The organism is Pseudalkalibacillus hwajinpoensis, from assembly GCF_039851965.1.
GTDB classification, from domain to species: Bacteria; Bacillota; Bacilli; order Bacillales; family Guptibacillaceae; genus Guptibacillus; species Guptibacillus hwajinpoensis_E.
Window position 1 is genome coordinate 3,464,846 of record NZ_CP156674.1, and the last position, 16,331, is coordinate 3,481,176.

Here is a 16,331-nt window from a genome sequence, read left to right on the forward strand (position 1 = left end):
TATTTAATTTATTTTGTTTAATGCAAAAGACAGGTGAGTAGCCTGTCTTTTTATGTTGAGAAAAAGTATTTTGATTGGTGTTTTTATTATTAGTTTGAAAGCTTGTCACTAATATTCCGACGAAAAATGCCAATGTATTCAAAAAAATCAAAAAAAGATAGGATAATTTAAGCGTTTTCATTATAATTATCATATAGAGAGAATTAGGGTTTGGAAGGAGTAGTGAAAGGGAGGTTGACGATTGATGACGAAAATCACCGAAAAAGAATGGTTTCACTATTACCAGGATGGGGTGCCAACGTCAATTGACTATGAAGATAAACCGCTTCATGCTTATTTAATTGATGCCGCTTCAAAGCACCCTGAGAAAAAAGCCGTTCATTTTCTTGGAAAAGAACTTACTTTTCATGAACTACTTAATCGCTCAAAGCGTCTCGCCAATTCCTTGCGAGATCATGGTCTAGTAAAAGGTGGGCGTGTTTCAATTATGCTACCGAATTGTCCCCAGGCTGTCATTAGCTATTATGCTGTGTTAATGGCAGGTGGTGTTGTTGTTCAAACGAATCCACTTTATATGGAACGTGAGCTCGAGCATCAGCTAACAGACTCGAAAACGAATATGATGATTTGTCTTGATCTTGTGCTACCAAAAGTATTGAAAGTAAAAGAGAAGACAGAACTTGAGCATATTATTGTAACAAAAATTCAAGACTATTTACCTTTTCCTAAAAACCTTCTTTACCCGCTCGTTCAAAAGCAGAAGAAGCAGGGTTTGCTTGTTGAGTTGCCCTCCACTGATGAGATACACACCTTTCAAGATTGGGTTACAAATGGTAGGGACGATGACCTTGAGATTAACGTGAATCCGAAAGAAGATCTTGCCCTTCTTCAATATACTGGAGGAACGACAGGTTTAGCAAAAGGGGTTATGCTCACCCATTACAACCTTGTAGTCAATACGATGCAGTGCAAGAGCTGGATTCGAGATGCGAAATATGGTGAGGAACGTGTGCTAGGTATTCTTCCATTTTTCCACGTTTACGGTATGACGTGTGTTATGAATTTATCGATCATGTATGCTGCCAAAATGATTATCCTTCCTAAATTCGAACCGAAAGATACCTTAAAGGCTATACAAAAGCAAAAGCCGACGCTATTCCCAGGTGCTCCAACCATCTACATCTCACTATTAAATGACCCAGAAATTGATCGATATGATTTATCATCAATTAAAGCCTGTATTAGCGGCTCGGCACCACTTCCTATTGAAGTACAACAGAAGTTTCAGGAGAAAATCAGTGGCCGTCTTGTAGAAGGGTATGGGTTAACAGAGTCATCCCCTGTAACGCATTCGAATCCACTCGATGGTACGGTTATTGGAAGTATCGGGGTACCATGGCCCGACACTGACGCAAAAATTATCACTCCAACAGATGAAGAAGCTGCCCTGAAAGAAATTGGGGAGCTTATTGTAAAAGGACCTCAGGTGATGAAGGGTTATTGGAATCGCCCAGATGAGACTGCGGCGGTATTAAAAGACGGCTGGCTTTACACTGGTGATATGGCCTACCGTGATGAAAAAGGTTACTTTTATGTTGTTGATCGTAAGAAGGATATGATTATCGCGGGAGGCTACAACATATATCCACGTGAGGTTGAGGAAATCCTGTATGAGCACCCCTCTATACAGGAAACAGTGGTTATCGGAGTACCAGACGCCTATCGGGGAGAAACAGTCAAAGCATTCGTCGTTTTGAAAAATAAAGCAACTGTAACGGAAGAAGAATTGAATCAGCATTGTCGTCGATTTCTTGCTGCGTATAAGGTCCCGCGTCTCTATGAGTTCCGTAATGAACTTCCGAAAACAACTGTTGGGAAGATTCTGCGCCGCGTTCTTGTCGATGAGGAGAAGGAAAACAGAAACCAATCGCTTTAGCGATTGGTTTCTCACCATTTATGCTACACAGAAAAATAAATTAATATTCTGGAAAAATTCGCACATTTCAGCTTATTGTGGTATGATGAATTTGCGAAAAACTCCGTATTCTAATCGAGCGCTCGTTCAGAAATCTTATATTGACAGCAGCACTCTTGTATCGCTACAATATAAATAGTTTATGAATGAATACTCATTCATTTTGAGCGAGTGGCGGAAAAAGAATAAAGGAGAACTCACATGGTAGATAAGGGAAAAAAAAGGGGTCCGAAGTACGATAAAATCATTGATGCCGCTGTCGTGGTTATTGCACAAAATGGTTACCATCAGGCGCAGGTATCAAAGATAGCAAGGGAAGCCGGTGTGGCAGATGGCACCATTTATCTATACTTCAAAAATAAAGAAGACCTGCTGATTTCATTATTCCAAAAGAAAATGGGCAGTTTTATCGACAAAACAGAAGAGCAAATCTCACGTAAAGATAATGCAATGGATAAATTATTTACGCTGATTGATATGCACTTCAAACACCTTGGATCTGATTATCAGCTTGCTATTGTTACTCAATTGGAGTTAAGGCAAACGAACAAAGCGCTTCGAGCCCAGATCGGTGAAGTGTTGAAGAAATATCTTACTCTGGTTGATCACATTCTTTATGAAGGCATTAAATCAGGGCTGTTTATAGAAGAGCTGGACATTCGGCTGGCCAGACAGATGATTTTCGGTACGTTAGATGAAACTGTAACCAACTGGGTCATGAAGGATCATAAGTTCGAACTGGAACCACTTGCAAAGCCGCTTCACAATTTGTTGATTAACGGCTTGAGCAAATAAAATGATGTCCCGGCGTTGACCGGGACCATCACGATGTGAGAGGAGTGGAGAAGTGGAATTTATTAAGTTATCTAAAGAGAACCGGGTAGCGCATGTCACCTTGAATCGCCCACCAGCTAACGCGGTTGCATCTGATGTTTTAAGAGAGTTATCAGAGATTCTAGGTGAGATTGAGCAGGATCCCGAGTCAAAAGTTATTTTATTATCGGGTGAAGGAAGGTTTTTTTCAGCCGGGGCCGATATTAAAGAATTTACAACTGTAGACAGTGAAGAGGGTTTTGCTGATTTAGGTGGTTTTGGCCAGCAGCTTTTCGATAAAATGGAAGCGTTCCCAAAACCGATAATAGCAGCTATCCACGGCGCTGCACTTGGGGGTGGACTTGAGCTTGCGATGGCCTGTCACATTCGTCTGGTGACAGAAAGTGCAAAGCTTGGACTTCCTGAGCTTCAACTTGGTCTTGTTCCGGGATTTGCGGGGACACAAAGATTACCGGCCCTTGTGGGTAAAGCAAAGGCTACTGAAATGCTTCTCACAAGTGATCCGATTTCAGGTAGTGAGGCGGTATCAGCTGGACTTGCTAATCAAGTTTATAGTGAGGATGAACTCCTTCCAAAGGCAAAAGAACTTGCTGAAAAGATCGCCTTAAAAAGCGCTGTGGCAATCAACTATGCACTTAAGCTTCTCACCTACTCAAAATCTGCGCATTTTGATGAAGGTGTTAGGAAAGAAAGAGAGTATTTTGGCAAAGCATTTGCTTCTCACGATGGACAGGAAGGAATTCGTGCTTTTATTGAGAAGCGAAAGCCAGATTTTAAAGACAAATAACCAGAAATATTTCAGGGAGGGATAAATACATGAATATTTATGTAATCATGAAGAGAACTTTTGATACAGAGGAAAAAATCGTTATCGAAAACGGGAAAATCAGTGAAGAAGGTGTCGAGTTCATCATTAACCCTTATGATGAGTACGCGATTGAAGAAGCGATTCAGCTTCGCGACGACCATGGTGGCGAAGTAACGGTAGTTAGTATTGGTGATGAAGAGGTTGAAAAAGAACTAAGAACAGCCCTCGCAATGGGAGCAGATAAAGCTGTCCTAATCAATAATGAAGAGCTCGATGATAGTGATCAGTATACAACAACTGCACTTCTTGCATCTTATTTCGAGGATAAAGAATACGATATTATCCTTGGGGGAAATGTATCCAACGATAACAGTACTGGGCAAATTGGACCACGCCTTGCAGAGAAACTTGGAATCGCTTACGTGACGACGATTACAAAACTTGATATTGATGGAATGACAGTGACAATGGAGCGAGATGTTGAAGGGGACATGGAAGTTGTTGAAGCTCAGCTTCCACTACTCGTTACAGCACAGCAGGGTCTTAATGAACCGCGTTATCCGTCGCTTCCAGGAATCATGAAGGCAAAGAAGAAGCCATTAGAAGAAATTGACTATGATGATCTTGACGTAAATGACGACGAAATTGTGGCAAAAACAGAGACAGTTGAGCGTTATTTACCACCTAAGAAGGAAGCTGGGAAAGTTCTAGAGGGTGAAATTGGGGATCAAGTAGAAGAACTAGTAAAGTTGCTTCGTCAGGAAGCGAAAGTTATATAGGAGGGGTTCAGTTATGGCTAAAAAAGTTCTCGTATTCGCAGAAACTCGTGATAATGAATTACGAAATGTATCATTTGAAGCAATCGGTGCTGGTAAAGAAATCGCAGCGGGCGGTGAAGTTATCGTCGCAATAGCAGGAGATAGTGTGAGTGCTTTTACGGATCACCTATTCCACTATGGAGCCGACCGTGTGATAAAAATTGAACATGAAAAGTTGAAAAACTATACAAGTGATGGATATGGACAGGCATTTATGCAGGTTGTTGAGTCTGTTGATCCAGATGCAATCCTCATGCCTCACACGTCGATGGGGAAAGATCTGGCTCCAAGGCTTGCTAGTAAGCTTGATGCAGGGCTTGTTTCAGATGCAACTGGTCTTGAGATTGATGGTGATGAAGTGATTTTCACACGACCAATCTATTCTGGTAAAGCGTTTGAGAAGAAGAAGGTTAAAGAAGGTGTTATTCTGGCAACAATTCGTCCAAATAATATCGCTGCGCTTGAGAAAGATGAGTCTCGATCCGGTGAGGTATATGAAGAAAGTGTCGACATCAAAGACCTCCGTACGATTGTGAAAGAAGTTGTGCGTAAATCAACTTCAGGAGTGGATCTTTCCGAGGCAAAAATCATTGTTGCAGGTGGACGCGGCGTTAAAAGTGAAGAGGGATTTGAACCTCTTCAAGAGCTTGCTGATCTTTTAGGCGCTGCTGTAGGCGCTTCTCGCGGCGCATGTGATGCTGACTACTGTGATTATTCCCTACAAATTGGGCAAACCGGGAAAGTTGTAACACCGGATCTTTATATTGCCTGTGGGATATCTGGTGCAATTCAGCATTTAGCAGGAATGTCAAACTCCAAAGTCATTGTAGCTATCAATAAAGATCCTGAAGCAAGTATCTTTAATGTTGCTGACTATGGAATTGTTGGGGATCTTTTTGAAGTCGTGCCCCTTCTAACTCAAGAATTCAAGAAAGTGCTTCAAACAAACTAACGGAAAAGCGAGCTGAATTCAGCTCGCTTTTTTAATGAAGACTGATAGCAATACGTTATTACTAATCGTTTTATTTCTTGAATTTAGGGAAGAATGAACGTGAGTCAAAAAAATGGAATCCGTAAGAGTATTAATGATATACTCAATTTGTGCCAGTCATCAATCTGGCAGTTACACTGAGGCAACCGGCCTTAACCTGGTATTCTCAAGTGATAAATGTTTTAAGGAGGAATATACAAATGGCTATCGTACACGCAACAGATCAAAGTTTCAATGAAGAAACAAGTGAAGGTTTAGTTCTTGCTGACTTCTGGGCACCATGGTGTGGCCCTTGTAAAATGATTGCGCCTGTTCTTGAAGAACTTGACGCTGAAATGGCTGACGTAAAAGTTGTAAAGCTTGATGTTGATGAAAATCAGGAAACAGCAAGCAAGTTTGGTGTAATGAGCATTCCAACACTTCTAGTGTTTAAGAACGGGGAAGTTGTTGACCAGGTTGTTGGTTTCCAACCAAAAGAAGCTCTAGCACAAACGCTTTCTAAACATCAGTAAATAATTTGAAAATCACCCTGTCCTCTTTTGAGAGCAGGGTGATTTTTTTAGTTCAGACGTTTGAACTTGGAAACGCTATCAGTACAATAAGTTTGTCTGGCTTGCCGTTGTTGCAAGCGTAGGTGTCGCCATGTTGTTCCAGGTAGTCTTTACTGGATTTGCTGCAATGGGAAGCGAGATTTATCTGAAGATTTTCCATTATGCTTATCTCTGCGGTGCTGCTAACGCAGATGGTTTTCTGGATGGCTTCGCACAGGCGGAATCTGAAAGGCAAGACAGAGGGGAAAATGACCGAGTACATCACAACCGGAAAGGTTGTTGGTATGGTTATTCATTCCTTCCTTGTTGTCCTTCGTGAAGGAGTAGTGACAGCCTTCTTCTTCGCTGCGATCACAGGTGGAGATATGGGAAAAGGTTTTGAAGGTTGGGGAGCAATAACAGGAGTTTAAATTGCTGCAGTAGTATCATATCTGTTCTTCAAAGGAACCATGCGTAAAGCTTTCTTTAAAGTAACAGGAATTATCATTGTGTTAATTGCTGGTGCATTATTTGTTCAGGGCATCTCAATGATGCAGGATATCAGACGACTCTCTCCTGGTCATCTCATCACTATATCCGGTGTACTCGATTAGTCGATCCATACTGTCACGAACAGGAAGTATAGCTATTGCGGCTTTATTACAAAGTATGGCTTTCTGAATGTGATGGCAATTCAGCCGATGAGCGAAGCCTTACAACAATGAACGCGTATTTATAACTGATCGAGTTGTAGAAGGATTTATGAAACAAGTAATAGAAATGATGAGACGAGCACACTTTTGTAAGATTTTCGTCTGAAGGCAACATGCAAGCTCCATATGTACCACCAGAAAATGGCAACTGCAGGAGTATCAATCGAAGACTCGATAAAGAAGGTAGCAGAATTTCATTCATCGTCGCTATATGATCCAGTCTACAATGAAATTGTTTTGTACGAGTATATCCGTTAAAGAACGAACAGGAATTGTGTTACAATCAGAGGGGAACATAGATACGCCTTAAAAGAGAGTAGTGGGGGGAGTCAGCATGGAACAACATCTTAAAAACAAGCTAGCCATCCTTCCCGATCAACCCGGGTGCTACTTAATGAAAGATCGCCAGGGAACGATTATTTATGTAGGAAAGGCTAAAGTGTTAAAAAATAGAGTACGTTCATATTTTAGTGGATCACACGATGGAAAAACACAGCGCCTCGTAGGTGAAATTCGTGATTTTGAATACATCGTAACATCCACTAATTTAGAGGCACTTATTCTCGAGCTAAACTTAATTAAAAAACATGATCCAAAATATAACGTTATGCTTAAGGATGATAAAAGCTATCCTTATATAAAAATTACTTCAGAAGAACACCCCCGGCTAATTACAACTCGAAAGATTAAGAAAGATAAAGGGAAATACTTTGGTCCTTATCCTAATGCCTATGCTGCAAGTGCTACGAAAAAGTTACTTGATCGACTTTACCCATTACGAAAATGCAGAAAGATGCCCGATCGTGTCTGTCTTTATTACCATATCGGTCAATGCCTTGCCCCGTGCGTGAAAGACGTTTCTGAAGAACAGAATAAGGAAATGATTGAAGGAATTACGCGCTTTTTAAATGGTGGCCATCAGGAAGTAAAGGAGGATCTGGAGCACAAAATGGGTATCGCTTCTGAAAATATGGACTTTGAGCGAGCGAAAGAATACCGTGATCTGATGTTTCATATTGATAAAGTGATGGAAGTACAGAAGATCCAAACAAATGATGGAATTGATCGAGATATTTTTGGATACAGCTTTGATAAGGGCTGGATGTGCGTTCAGGTCTTTTTCGTGAGGCAGGGGAAGCTGATTGAGCGGGATGTGTCGCTTTTCCCATTTTATAATGAAGCTGAAGAAGATTTCCTAACGTACATTGGACAGTTCTATCTTCAAAAGAACCATCCAAAGCCAAAGGAAATACTTTTGCCACATGAAGTGAATGCTGAAATGGTTGGAGAGCTTCTTCAAACACCAGTACTTCAGCCTAAGCGTGGGAAAAAGAAAGAACTTGTGGAACTGACAATGAAAAATGCATCGATTGCGTTAAATGAAAAGTTCTCATTAATTGAGCGTGATGAAAATCGAACCATTGATGCTGTTGAAAACCTGGGGGAAAAACTCGGAATTGATGCACCACTTCGCATTGAAGCATTTGATAACTCTAATATTCAGGGAACAAACCCGGTTTCTGCTATGGTTGTATTTTTGGACGGTAAAGCAAAGAAAAACGAGTATAGAAAGTACAAAATCAAAACGGTTGAAGGTCCTAATGATGTTGGTTCAATGAAAGAGGTCGTTCGGAGAAGGTATTCAAGAATGTTAAAAGAGAGCGGTCCACTTCCTGATTTGATTATAATTGATGGAGGAATTGCTCAAATACAGGCTGCGAAAGATGTGCTTGAGAATGAGCTTGGGCTTGATATCCCGGTGTGTTCTTTAACAAAAGATGAGAAGCATAAAACATCTCACCTTCTCATTGGCGATCCCCCCATAGGTGTCTATCTTCCAAGAAACAGTCAGGAATTTTATCTTCTGCAACGCATTCAGGATGAAGTCCATCGATTTGCCATTACGTTTCATCGTCAGCTTCGCGGAAAATCGATGTTAAAATCAAGCCTTGATGATATCCCGGGGATTGGTGAGAAACGTAAAAAGAAGCTTCTCAATCATTTCGGATCGATTAAGAAGATGAAGGAAGCAAGCGTAAATGATCTACAGGAAGCTGGTTTACCAAAAAGTGTAGCAGAGGAATTAGTAGTACGGTTTGAAAATCAAACGAACTAATTTGTGAGAACATCTTGCGGCTTTCTAATAAGTCCGTTATAATGAGTGAAATTTAATAGTTCCAACACTTCGATATTTGAAGTGATGGTAGAGGCGCAAAAACCAATAGTATGCTTACTTGAGAGTGATAAGGCTCCGTGATAGAAGCTGAAAGGGGAATTTGCCGAAGCAGAAAGGCGCTTATACGTCTGAAGCTGGACCTGTATTGAAGAAATACAGGGCTGTCATCCAGGGCCAACCCGGGTTATGGATGGAGAACTATCTCACATAAGGGCGTTTTCTTGGATTTGTTTTGAAAACAACAGTGAGGTTCTTCTCATTGTTGTTTTTTTGTACTTAAGCATCCTGAATTATTAAGAAAGGATCAAAGTATAAGGAAAGCGAATAGTTTTCCATCGCTTTCTGAAATATCCAGTTCAACTCTTGTTAAGTGAGTATTGTAGAAGTGCTCAGGCACTTTATGAAAAAAGAGAAACCAGTTACAGGAGAGAAAGGATTTGAGAGAGTGGGACTACGTGTATTGAAATTCGGAGGTACGTCTGTTGGCGATGTAGAGAAAATTAAAAATGTTTCGCGAAGACTGATTGATGCTGTAAATGCAGGTGATGAAGTAGTAGCCGTCGTATCTGCTATGGGGAAAACAACTGATGAACTTGTTGGATTAACGAAAGGAATCACAGCTAAACCGTCTTCTCGGGAACTTGACATGCTTCTTACAACAGGGGAACAGGTGACAACAGCACTGCTTTCAATGGCCCTAAATGATGCTGGTTATGATGCGATATCATTAACAGGCTGGCAGGCTGGAATTAAAACAGAAGCGCTTCACGGTAATGCAAGAATCCTTGATATTGAGGCAGAACGAATGAATAAGCACCTTGCAGAAGGTAAGATTGTCATTGTTGCAGGATTTCAGGGACTTACCGAAACAGATGATATTGCAACGCTCGGAAGAGGTGGGTCAGATACAACGGCTGTTGCTATCGCCGCAGCCCTTCAAGCAGATCGCTGTGAAATCTATACAGATGTTAATGGGGTCTACACAACGGACCCACGCTACGTAAAAGCAGCTAGAAAACTTTCTACGATTTCATATGATGAAATGCTTGAACTTGCAAATCTTGGAGCTGGTGTATTACACCCGAGAGCTGTTGAATTTGCCAAGAATTACAACATTTTGCTTGAGGTACGCTCAAGCTTTACGGATGAACCAGGTACGTTAATCGAGGAGGTTGTATCAATGGAACAAAATTTAGTGGTAAGAGGTCTGGCATTTGAAAGTAACGTTACGAAAATTACCATTTCGGGACTTCCAAATGAAATTACAACGCTTCCTTCGCTGTTTTCTTCACTCGCAGCGAATGGCATAAATGTCGATATTATTATCCAGAGTACGAATGAAAAGAATACAACAAGTATTTCGTTTTCAATTGAAACAGCTTTTCTTGAACTGACTCTTGATGTTCTTCGTCGCATTAAAGTTAAATTACCGTATGAAAATATTTTCCATGAATCTAATCTGGCAAAGGTATCGATTGTTGGTTCTGGAATGATTTCAAATCCAGGTGTAGCAGCGCAAATGTTTGAAGTTCTTGCAGATCATGGAATTGAAATGAAAATGGTTAGCACTTCTGAAATCAAAGTTTCAACCATCGTACCTGAAGAAAAAATGATTTATGCAATTGAATCACTTCACGATCAATTTCAGCTTGATGAGAGAACACCGGTAAAGCAAATGTAATCAAAAAGGAGACCAGATTTGGTCTCCTTATTTACTCGATTTTATCTTTTAAGTCCCATTTAACGGTGAACTGCACATCGTTCTTTTTGTCAGTTTCATAGGCTTCAGTGATGCAACGCAGCATATTTTGAAACTGTTCTGCTAAAAAGCCGGCTTCAAGCTGATAACAACCTGTTCGACTTGTTTTCATGCGTTCATCAATTAATGGAGACTGGAGCGAGTAAGTCATTTCGTTTTTCTTTTCTTGTTGAGCTTCTAACTTTCCCCATCCTGCATTCATGAAAAATTGCTCAATTTCTTCTTTTGAAGAAAGCGGAAACTTTCTGGCCATTTCTTTTCCGGTCCAATAAAGGACAGCGGCCTGTTCGGTACCAAGAAGTTCTGGCAGTAGAATCTCTCTATAAAATTCATAGCCGAACGCTGTTGTTTCGATTTCATGACTATAATCAATTGTGTCTGTACGCTTCTTAAACATAGATTCCTCCTAGCTTATCTGCTTCAATTATAACGTTTACTTGCAAAATGCTCTATAGCACGATAGATATAAATTAAGAAAAGTTCTAAAGAAAGAAAATGAGAAAAAATGGTGTCAATTAAACCAATTTTGAAAAGTCTAAATGTACGCGTTTTCTTGACGCTCCTAAATGATGAGAGTACAATGGTTATGTCAAATATAATCGACAGAAAGCGATGATTTCTGTGCATGCAAAGACTTTTAATAGTAGAAAATGCACTGACAGATGGTAGCTTAACAACTTAAAAGGGGGACACACTAAACATGGCCGCAAGTCGAGACTTTGTAAGCCGAAAATTGCATTCGCTTCTTGGAGTAATACCACTCGGACTCTATGTTACGCAACATCTTACAGTAAACTATTTTGCAACAAGAGGCCCCGAGGCATTTAATGACGCAGCACATTTTATGGAGAGCCTCCCTTATCGGTATCTTCTTGAGATCTTTGTCATTTTCTTACCGCTCTTATTCCATGCGATATACGGTGTATATATCGCGTTTCAATCCAAAAATAACGTAAGCAGCTATAGCTATTTACGAAACTGGATGTTTTATTTACAGCGGATTTCTGGTGTGATCGTGCTTATTTTTGTCACCTGGCACGTATGGCAGACAAGGATACAGGCTGCAATGGGAGCAGAAGTTAACTTCCAGATGATGACTGATATTCTATCTAATCCAGGAATGATGATCTTTTACATCATTGGTGTCGTTGGTACGGTCTTCCATTTTGCGAATGGCTTATGGTCATTCTTCGTAAGCTGGGGCTTTACAGTAACACCGAAATCACAGCGTGCAATGACTTATGTGACAATGGTGATTTTCCTTGCCCTTTCAGTCGTTGGTATTCGCGCACTATTCGCATTTGTATAAGAAATTGAACAGTCTTCACCACCAAGTCTGATACATAACTTTCAGACAGAGCCAGCAATTAAGGGGGAACCGTTCTTATGAGTAAAGGTAAATTAGTAATAGTTGGAGGCGGCCTTGCCGGGCTGATGGCTACCATCAAAGCGGCAGAAGCAGGAATGAATGTAGATTTGTTATCGATCGTTCCAGTTAAGCGATCTCACTCTGTGTGCGCGCAGGGAGGCATTAACGGGGCTGTTAATACAAAAGGAGAAGGGGATTCTCCATGGGAGCACTTTGATGATACAGTTTACGGAGGAGACTTCCTTGCAAATCAGCCTCCGGTAAAAGCAATGTGTGACGCTGCACCGGGGATCATACACTTGATGGACCGGATGGGTGTTATGTTTAATAGAACACCTGAAGGCCTGCTTGACTTTAGACGCTTTGGTGGTACACAGCATCACCGTACTGCGTTTGCAGGCGCAACGACAGGTCAGCAGCTTCTTTATGCACTTGACGAACAGGTTCGTCGTCATGAGGTAGCAGGCCTTGTAACAAAATATGAAGGCTGGGAATTCCTCTCTGCCATTCTTGATGACGAAGGTGTATGTCGTGGGGTTGTAGGTGAGAACCTTACAACTTCTGAAATTCGAAGTTTTGAAGCAGATGCTGTTATTATGGCAACCGGTGGACCAGGTATTATTTTTGGTAAGAGTACAAATTCCGTTATTAATACTGGTTCAGCTGCTGGAGCATTATATCAGCAAGGTGCGATCTATTCTAATGGTGAATTTATCCAAATTCACCCAACTGCCATACCTGGGGACGATAAATTAAGACTAATGAGTGAGTCGGCACGTGGAGAAGGTGGGCGTGTTTGGACATATAAAGACGGCAAGCCATGGTATTTCCTTGAGGAAAAATACCCTGCGTATGGAAACCTTGTTCCACGTGACATTGCAACTAGAGAAATTTTTGACGTTTGTGTTAGTCAAAAACTTGGTATTAACGGTGAGAACATGGTTTATCTTGATCTTTCACATAAAGATTCGAAAGAACTTGATGTAAAGCTTGGCGGAATTATTGAAATCTATGAAAAATTCATGGGTGATGATCCTCGAAAAGTTCCAATGAAGATATTCCCGGCAGTTCACTATTCTATGGGTGGTCTATGGGTTGATTTTAATCAACAAACCAATATTCCAGGGTTATTTGCAGCAGGAGAATGTGACTACTCTCAGCATGGTGGAAATCGTCTTGGAGCAAACTCACTTCTATCTTCTATCTATGGCGGAATGGTTGCGGGACCTAATGCAGTTGATTACATTAATGGGCTTGAAACGACAGTTGAAGATCTTTCATCAACGCTATTCGAGAAGCATCAGCAGGAAGAGCAGTCAAAGCAGGATGCTATTTTAAAAATGAATGGAACAGAGAATGCTTATCAAATCCATAAAGAGCTTGGCGAATGGATGACGGCTAATGTTACGGTTGTAAGAAATAACGAGAAACTTAAGGAAACAGATAATAAAATCCAGGAATTGATGGAACGTTACGAGAACATCAATATTAATGATACATCAAAATGGAGCAATCAGGGAGCGTCGTTTACACGTCAACTTTCAAATATGTTGCAGCTTGCACGAGTGATTACAATAGGCGCACTTAACCGCAATGAAAGCCGTGGCGCACATTACAAACCTGATTTTCCTGAGCGAAATGACGATGAATGGCTAAAAACAACAATGGCGAAATACGATGCAGTAAACAATAAACCAGAATTCTACTATGAAGAAGTTGATACATCATTAATTACACCTCGTAAACGTGATTATTCGAAGAAGAAAGCGGGGAAAAATTAATGAGTGAAGAACGTACTGTTACACTAAAGATAAAAAGGCAGGATGGACCTGAATCCTCTTCATATGAAGAAACGTTTACAATTCCCTATCGTCAGAATATGAATGTGATCTCTGCTTTAATGGAGATTAGACGGAATCCGATTAATGCAAAAGGGGAAAAAACAACCCCAGTTGTTTGGGAAATGGGTTGTCTTGAAGAAGTATGTGGTGCGTGTTCAATGGTGATCAACGGAAAGCCAAGGCAATCGTGTACGGCGCTTGTCGATAAACTGGAACAGCCTATTCGTCTTGAGCCGATGACAACATTTCCTGTTGTCAGAGACCTTGCGGTGGATCGAAGCAGAATGTTCGATGCTCTGAAGAAGGTTAAAGCGTGGATTCCGATTGACGGTACGTATGATCTGGGTCCTGGACCAAGAATGCCAGAGAACAAGCGACAATGGGCTTATGAACTTTCAAAATGTATGACATGTGGTGTTTGTTTGGAAGCATGCCCTAACGTAAATAGTCGTTCAGAATTTATTGGACCTGCAGCTGTTTCACAGGTTCGACTGTTTAATGCTCATCCAACTGGTGCGATGAACAAAGAAGAACGTCTTGAAGGATTGATGGGGGATGGAGGACTAGCGAATTGCGGTAATTCACAAAACTGTGTGCAATCCTGTCCGAAAGGGATTCCACTTACAACGTCAATCGCTGCAATGAATAGAGCAACATCTCTACAAACATTTAAGAACTTCTTCGGAAGTGATCATTAAGAAAAAGGATCCCACTTCGGGATCCTTTTTTTGCATTTATAGCCGAGCTTCCTTATGGCGGCTACTTAAAAACTTTGATAAAAAGAGTACTTTTGTAGCGATGTTAAATATTTCTCAGGAAATGAAGAATGCACAAGAAGCATGTCAGGATAAGGAAGCGATCGAAGTGAACGTAAAAGACTACTGTTTATCTGTAACACGTCGGAGTGAAATACATATATTGTATGGACTATATAATTTCAGATGAAGTTGCTTTGTTGCCCTATCGAGGAGGGTGGAATGTTGAAAGGTAACCACTACCGACCGAAGCCGCTATTAACAAAGAGAGAAAGAGAAGTATTTGAATTACTTGTACAGGACAAAACAACAAGAGAAATAGCAGAAGAGCTGTTTATTAGTGAAAAAACAGTTCGGAACCATATATCCAATACGATGCAAAAGCTGGGGGTAAAGGGGCGTTCCCAGGCTGTTGTCGAATTGCTTCGACTGGGAGAGTTAGAAATTTAGAATTGCCGGCTGGGTTAAAAGCCGGCCTTTTATCTTCTCTAAAAACGCCATAAAAAGTTACTATTTACTATCTTGAAATACTTAGTTATATCATTGAATGTGTAGTAGAGCACTATCTTTTTTTTGACAATGGTAGTAAACTAAACCAAGGTAGTCAGCATGAATGGAAGTCAATTAAGTTAGCGAATTACTGTGAGTAGCTGATGCTAACAAATGTTTACATAGGATTGGAACGTTTTCTCATTGACGATCCATGTGTTATTTACTATTATTAATACGTTCAAACCATAAATGAAACCGGTTTAATAAGGGGAATTTGAACATGAATGGTCCATTTGAAATAAAAAAAATTCTAAATAATAATGTTGTGATTGCCCTTACAGAGCGGAATAATGAAGTTGTACTGACTGGAAAAGGGATTGGCTTCAATCAGCAACAGGGCGAGAGACTGGATGAGTCAAAAGTAGATAAATATTTTGTGCTGATCGATAAACATGAGCAAGAACAGTACAAGCTATTAGTCCCACATTTACCAGAATCTTTTATTGGTATTATGAACGATGCGATTGCATATATAGGAGAGAAATTGGATGCGGACTTAGATGAACACATTCATGTTTCCTTAACTGATCATCTTTCATTTGCGATTAAGAGACTTCGTCAGGGCATGGACGTTAAAAATCCATTCCTGATTGAAACGCAAACCATGTATCCTAAAGAATATACGGTTGCGGAGGAAGTTATTCAGTTACTAAATCACAAGCTTGATGTTGCCCTCCCAGAGGGTGAGATTGGTTTCGTGGCTCTTCACATTCACAGTGCGATAACGAATCGGAGTATTGGTAAGTTAAATAAATACTCTGAGTTAATTAACCGACTTGTTATGGTGATTGAAGAATCTCTAACTATACAAATAACTCGAACTGGAATTGATTATTTACGGCTCGTTCGCCATCTTCGACATGCGATAGAACGAAGTGAGCTCAATCAGCCTGTTGAAGCACATGAGCGATTAGAAAAAGTGTTGAAAGAGGAGTATCCACTGTGCTATAATCTCTCTTGGAAGTTGATTAGAATTATGCAGAAGGATCTTCAAACGAAATTTCCCGATGCAGAATCAGTCTATTTAACGATGCACTTGCAAAGGCTTTCTCCTAAATAATTTAATACTACGGTAACGTGTTACTGATACGATCAGGCATGAGTGAATCCGGAATGACACAGTCTTATTGGGGTATAGTATATCCTGATTGAATTGTCATACCGTCCACTCATGTCTTTTTTATGTTTAATCATTATTTGGGAAAAGAAA

The 16,331-nt window shown here is 40.5% G+C and carries 14 protein-coding genes, 1 pseudogene and 1 riboswitch; of the genes and pseudogenes, 14 read left to right on the plus strand and 1 reads right to left on the minus strand.

Features of this window, described 5'->3' with window-relative positions; all coding sequences use genetic code 11:
• Positions 1 to 244 precede the first annotated feature (244 nt).
• The 9 genes and pseudogenes from ABFG93_RS17835 to ABFG93_RS17875 all read left to right on the plus strand — a co-directional run bounded on the left by ABFG93_RS17835 (position 245) and on the right by ABFG93_RS17875 (position 10,526).
• Entirely contained in the window at positions 245 to 1,936 is a 1,692-nt protein-coding gene (locus ABFG93_RS17835) for an AMP-binding protein (protein ID WP_347552883.1), read from the plus strand.
• 240 nt (positions 1,937 to 2,176) lie between these two features.
• Complete coding sequence (locus ABFG93_RS17840; RefSeq protein ID WP_347549363.1) at positions 2,177 to 2,770, plus strand: TetR/AcrR family transcriptional regulator; 594 nt, start codon at positions 2,177 to 2,179, stop codon at positions 2,768 to 2,770.
• 52 nt (positions 2,771 to 2,822) lie between these two features.
• A complete protein-coding gene (locus ABFG93_RS17845; protein ID WP_347549364.1) occupies positions 2,823 to 3,596 on the plus strand; it encodes an enoyl-CoA hydratase in 774 nt (257 codons plus the stop codon).
• 29 nt (positions 3,597 to 3,625) lie between these two features.
• Positions 3,626 to 4,396: an electron transfer flavoprotein subunit beta/FixA family protein gene (locus tag ABFG93_RS17850; protein WP_347549365.1), complete on the plus strand. Its 771-nt coding sequence runs from the start codon at positions 3,626 to 3,628 to the stop codon at positions 4,394 to 4,396.
• Positions 4,397 to 4,409: 13 nt separating this feature from the next.
• On the plus strand, positions 4,410 to 5,387 hold the full coding sequence (locus ABFG93_RS17855; protein ID WP_347549366.1) for an electron transfer flavoprotein subunit alpha/FixB family protein: 978 nt from the start codon (positions 4,410 to 4,412) through the stop codon (positions 5,385 to 5,387).
• Between the two features lie 239 nt (positions 5,388 to 5,626).
• Complete coding sequence (gene trxA, locus ABFG93_RS17860) at positions 5,627 to 5,938, plus strand: thioredoxin (protein ID WP_347549367.1); 312 nt, start codon at positions 5,627 to 5,629, stop codon at positions 5,936 to 5,938.
• Positions 5,939 to 6,017: 79 nt separating this feature from the next.
• A pseudogene (locus ABFG93_RS17865) lies at positions 6,018 to 6,519 on the plus strand (FTR1 family iron permease); the annotation flags it as partial.
• Between the two features lie 484 nt (positions 6,520 to 7,003).
• Positions 7,004 to 8,785: an excinuclease ABC subunit UvrC gene (uvrC, locus tag ABFG93_RS17870; protein WP_347549368.1), complete on the plus strand. Its 1,782-nt coding sequence runs from the start codon at positions 7,004 to 7,006 to the stop codon at positions 8,783 to 8,785.
• 80 nt (positions 8,786 to 8,865) lie between these two features.
• Positions 8,866 to 9,054, plus strand: a riboswitch (Lysine riboswitch).
• 236 nt (positions 9,055 to 9,290) lie between these two features.
• A complete protein-coding gene (locus ABFG93_RS17875) occupies positions 9,291 to 10,526 on the plus strand; it encodes an aspartate kinase (RefSeq protein ID WP_347552884.1) in 1,236 nt (411 codons plus the stop codon).
• A gap of 31 nt (positions 10,527 to 10,557) precedes the next feature.
• On the opposite strand, the gene ABFG93_RS17880 is transcribed toward ABFG93_RS17875, so the two are convergent.
• Positions 10,558 to 11,001 (minus strand): YslB family protein, encoded by a 444-nt coding sequence (locus ABFG93_RS17880; protein WP_347549369.1) that lies wholly within the window; start codon positions 10,999 to 11,001, stop codon positions 10,558 to 10,560.
• A gap of 303 nt (positions 11,002 to 11,304) precedes the next feature.
• Between ABFG93_RS17880 and ABFG93_RS17885 the strand changes: the two genes are divergently transcribed.
• The 5 genes from ABFG93_RS17885 to glcT all read left to right on the plus strand — a co-directional run bounded on the left by ABFG93_RS17885 (position 11,305) and on the right by glcT (position 16,181).
• A complete protein-coding gene (locus tag ABFG93_RS17885) occupies positions 11,305 to 11,913 on the plus strand; it encodes a succinate dehydrogenase cytochrome b558 subunit (protein WP_347549370.1) in 609 nt (202 codons plus the stop codon).
• 77 nt (positions 11,914 to 11,990) lie between these two features.
• Positions 11,991 to 13,754, plus strand: a complete 1,764-nt coding sequence (sdhA, locus tag ABFG93_RS17890) for a succinate dehydrogenase flavoprotein subunit (protein WP_347549371.1) — start codon at positions 11,991 to 11,993, stop codon at positions 13,752 to 13,754.
• Positions 13,754 to 14,512, plus strand: a complete 759-nt coding sequence (gene sdhB / locus ABFG93_RS17895; RefSeq protein ID WP_347549372.1) for a succinate dehydrogenase iron-sulfur subunit — start codon at positions 13,754 to 13,756, stop codon at positions 14,510 to 14,512. The genes sdhA and sdhB overlap by 1 nt, the downstream gene beginning before the upstream one ends.
• A 279-nt stretch (positions 14,513 to 14,791) precedes the next feature.
• Positions 14,792 to 15,019, plus strand: a complete 228-nt coding sequence (locus ABFG93_RS17900; protein ID WP_369810531.1) for a helix-turn-helix domain-containing protein — start codon at positions 14,792 to 14,794, stop codon at positions 15,017 to 15,019.
• Positions 15,020 to 15,341: 322 nt separating this feature from the next.
• Entirely contained in the window at positions 15,342 to 16,181 is an 840-nt protein-coding gene (gene glcT / locus ABFG93_RS17905; RefSeq protein ID WP_347549374.1) for a glucose PTS transporter transcription antiterminator GlcT, read from the plus strand.
• The last annotated feature ends 150 nt before the right edge of the window (positions 16,182 to 16,331 follow it).

What these genes read in the sequence shown, in the direction of transcription:
- ABFG93_RS17835 (WP_347552883.1), top strand. Translation starts at nt 245, where the DNA reads ATGACGAAAATCACCGAAAAAGAATGGTTTCACTATTACCAGGATGGG.
- ABFG93_RS17840 (WP_347549363.1), top strand. Translation starts at nt 2,177, where the DNA reads ATGGTAGATAAGGGAAAAAAAAGGGGTCCGAAGTACGATAAAATCATT.
- ABFG93_RS17850 (WP_347549365.1), top strand. Translation starts at nt 3,626, where the DNA reads ATGAATATTTATGTAATCATGAAGAGAACTTTTGATACAGAGGAAAAA.
- ABFG93_RS17855 (WP_347549366.1), top strand. Translation starts at nt 4,410, where the DNA reads ATGGCTAAAAAAGTTCTCGTATTCGCAGAAACTCGTGATAATGAATTA.
- trxA (WP_347549367.1), top strand. Translation starts at nt 5,627, where the DNA reads ATGGCTATCGTACACGCAACAGATCAAAGTTTCAATGAAGAAACAAGT.
- uvrC (WP_347549368.1), top strand. Translation starts at nt 7,004, where the DNA reads ATGGAACAACATCTTAAAAACAAGCTAGCCATCCTTCCCGATCAACCC.
- ABFG93_RS17880 (WP_347549369.1), bottom strand. Translation starts at nt 11,001, where the DNA reads ATGTTTAAGAAGCGTACAGACACAATTGATTATAGTCATGAAATCGAA.
- ABFG93_RS17885 (WP_347549370.1), top strand. Translation starts at nt 11,305, where the DNA reads ATGGCCGCAAGTCGAGACTTTGTAAGCCGAAAATTGCATTCGCTTCTT.
- sdhA (WP_347549371.1), top strand. Translation starts at nt 11,991, where the DNA reads ATGAGTAAAGGTAAATTAGTAATAGTTGGAGGCGGCCTTGCCGGGCTG.
- sdhB (WP_347549372.1), top strand. Translation starts at nt 13,754, where the DNA reads ATGAGTGAAGAACGTACTGTTACACTAAAGATAAAAAGGCAGGATGGA.
- ABFG93_RS17900 (WP_369810531.1), top strand. Translation starts at nt 14,792, where the DNA reads ATGTTGAAAGGTAACCACTACCGACCGAAGCCGCTATTAACAAAGAGA.
- glcT (WP_347549374.1), top strand. Translation starts at nt 15,342, where the DNA reads ATGAATGGTCCATTTGAAATAAAAAAAATTCTAAATAATAATGTTGTG.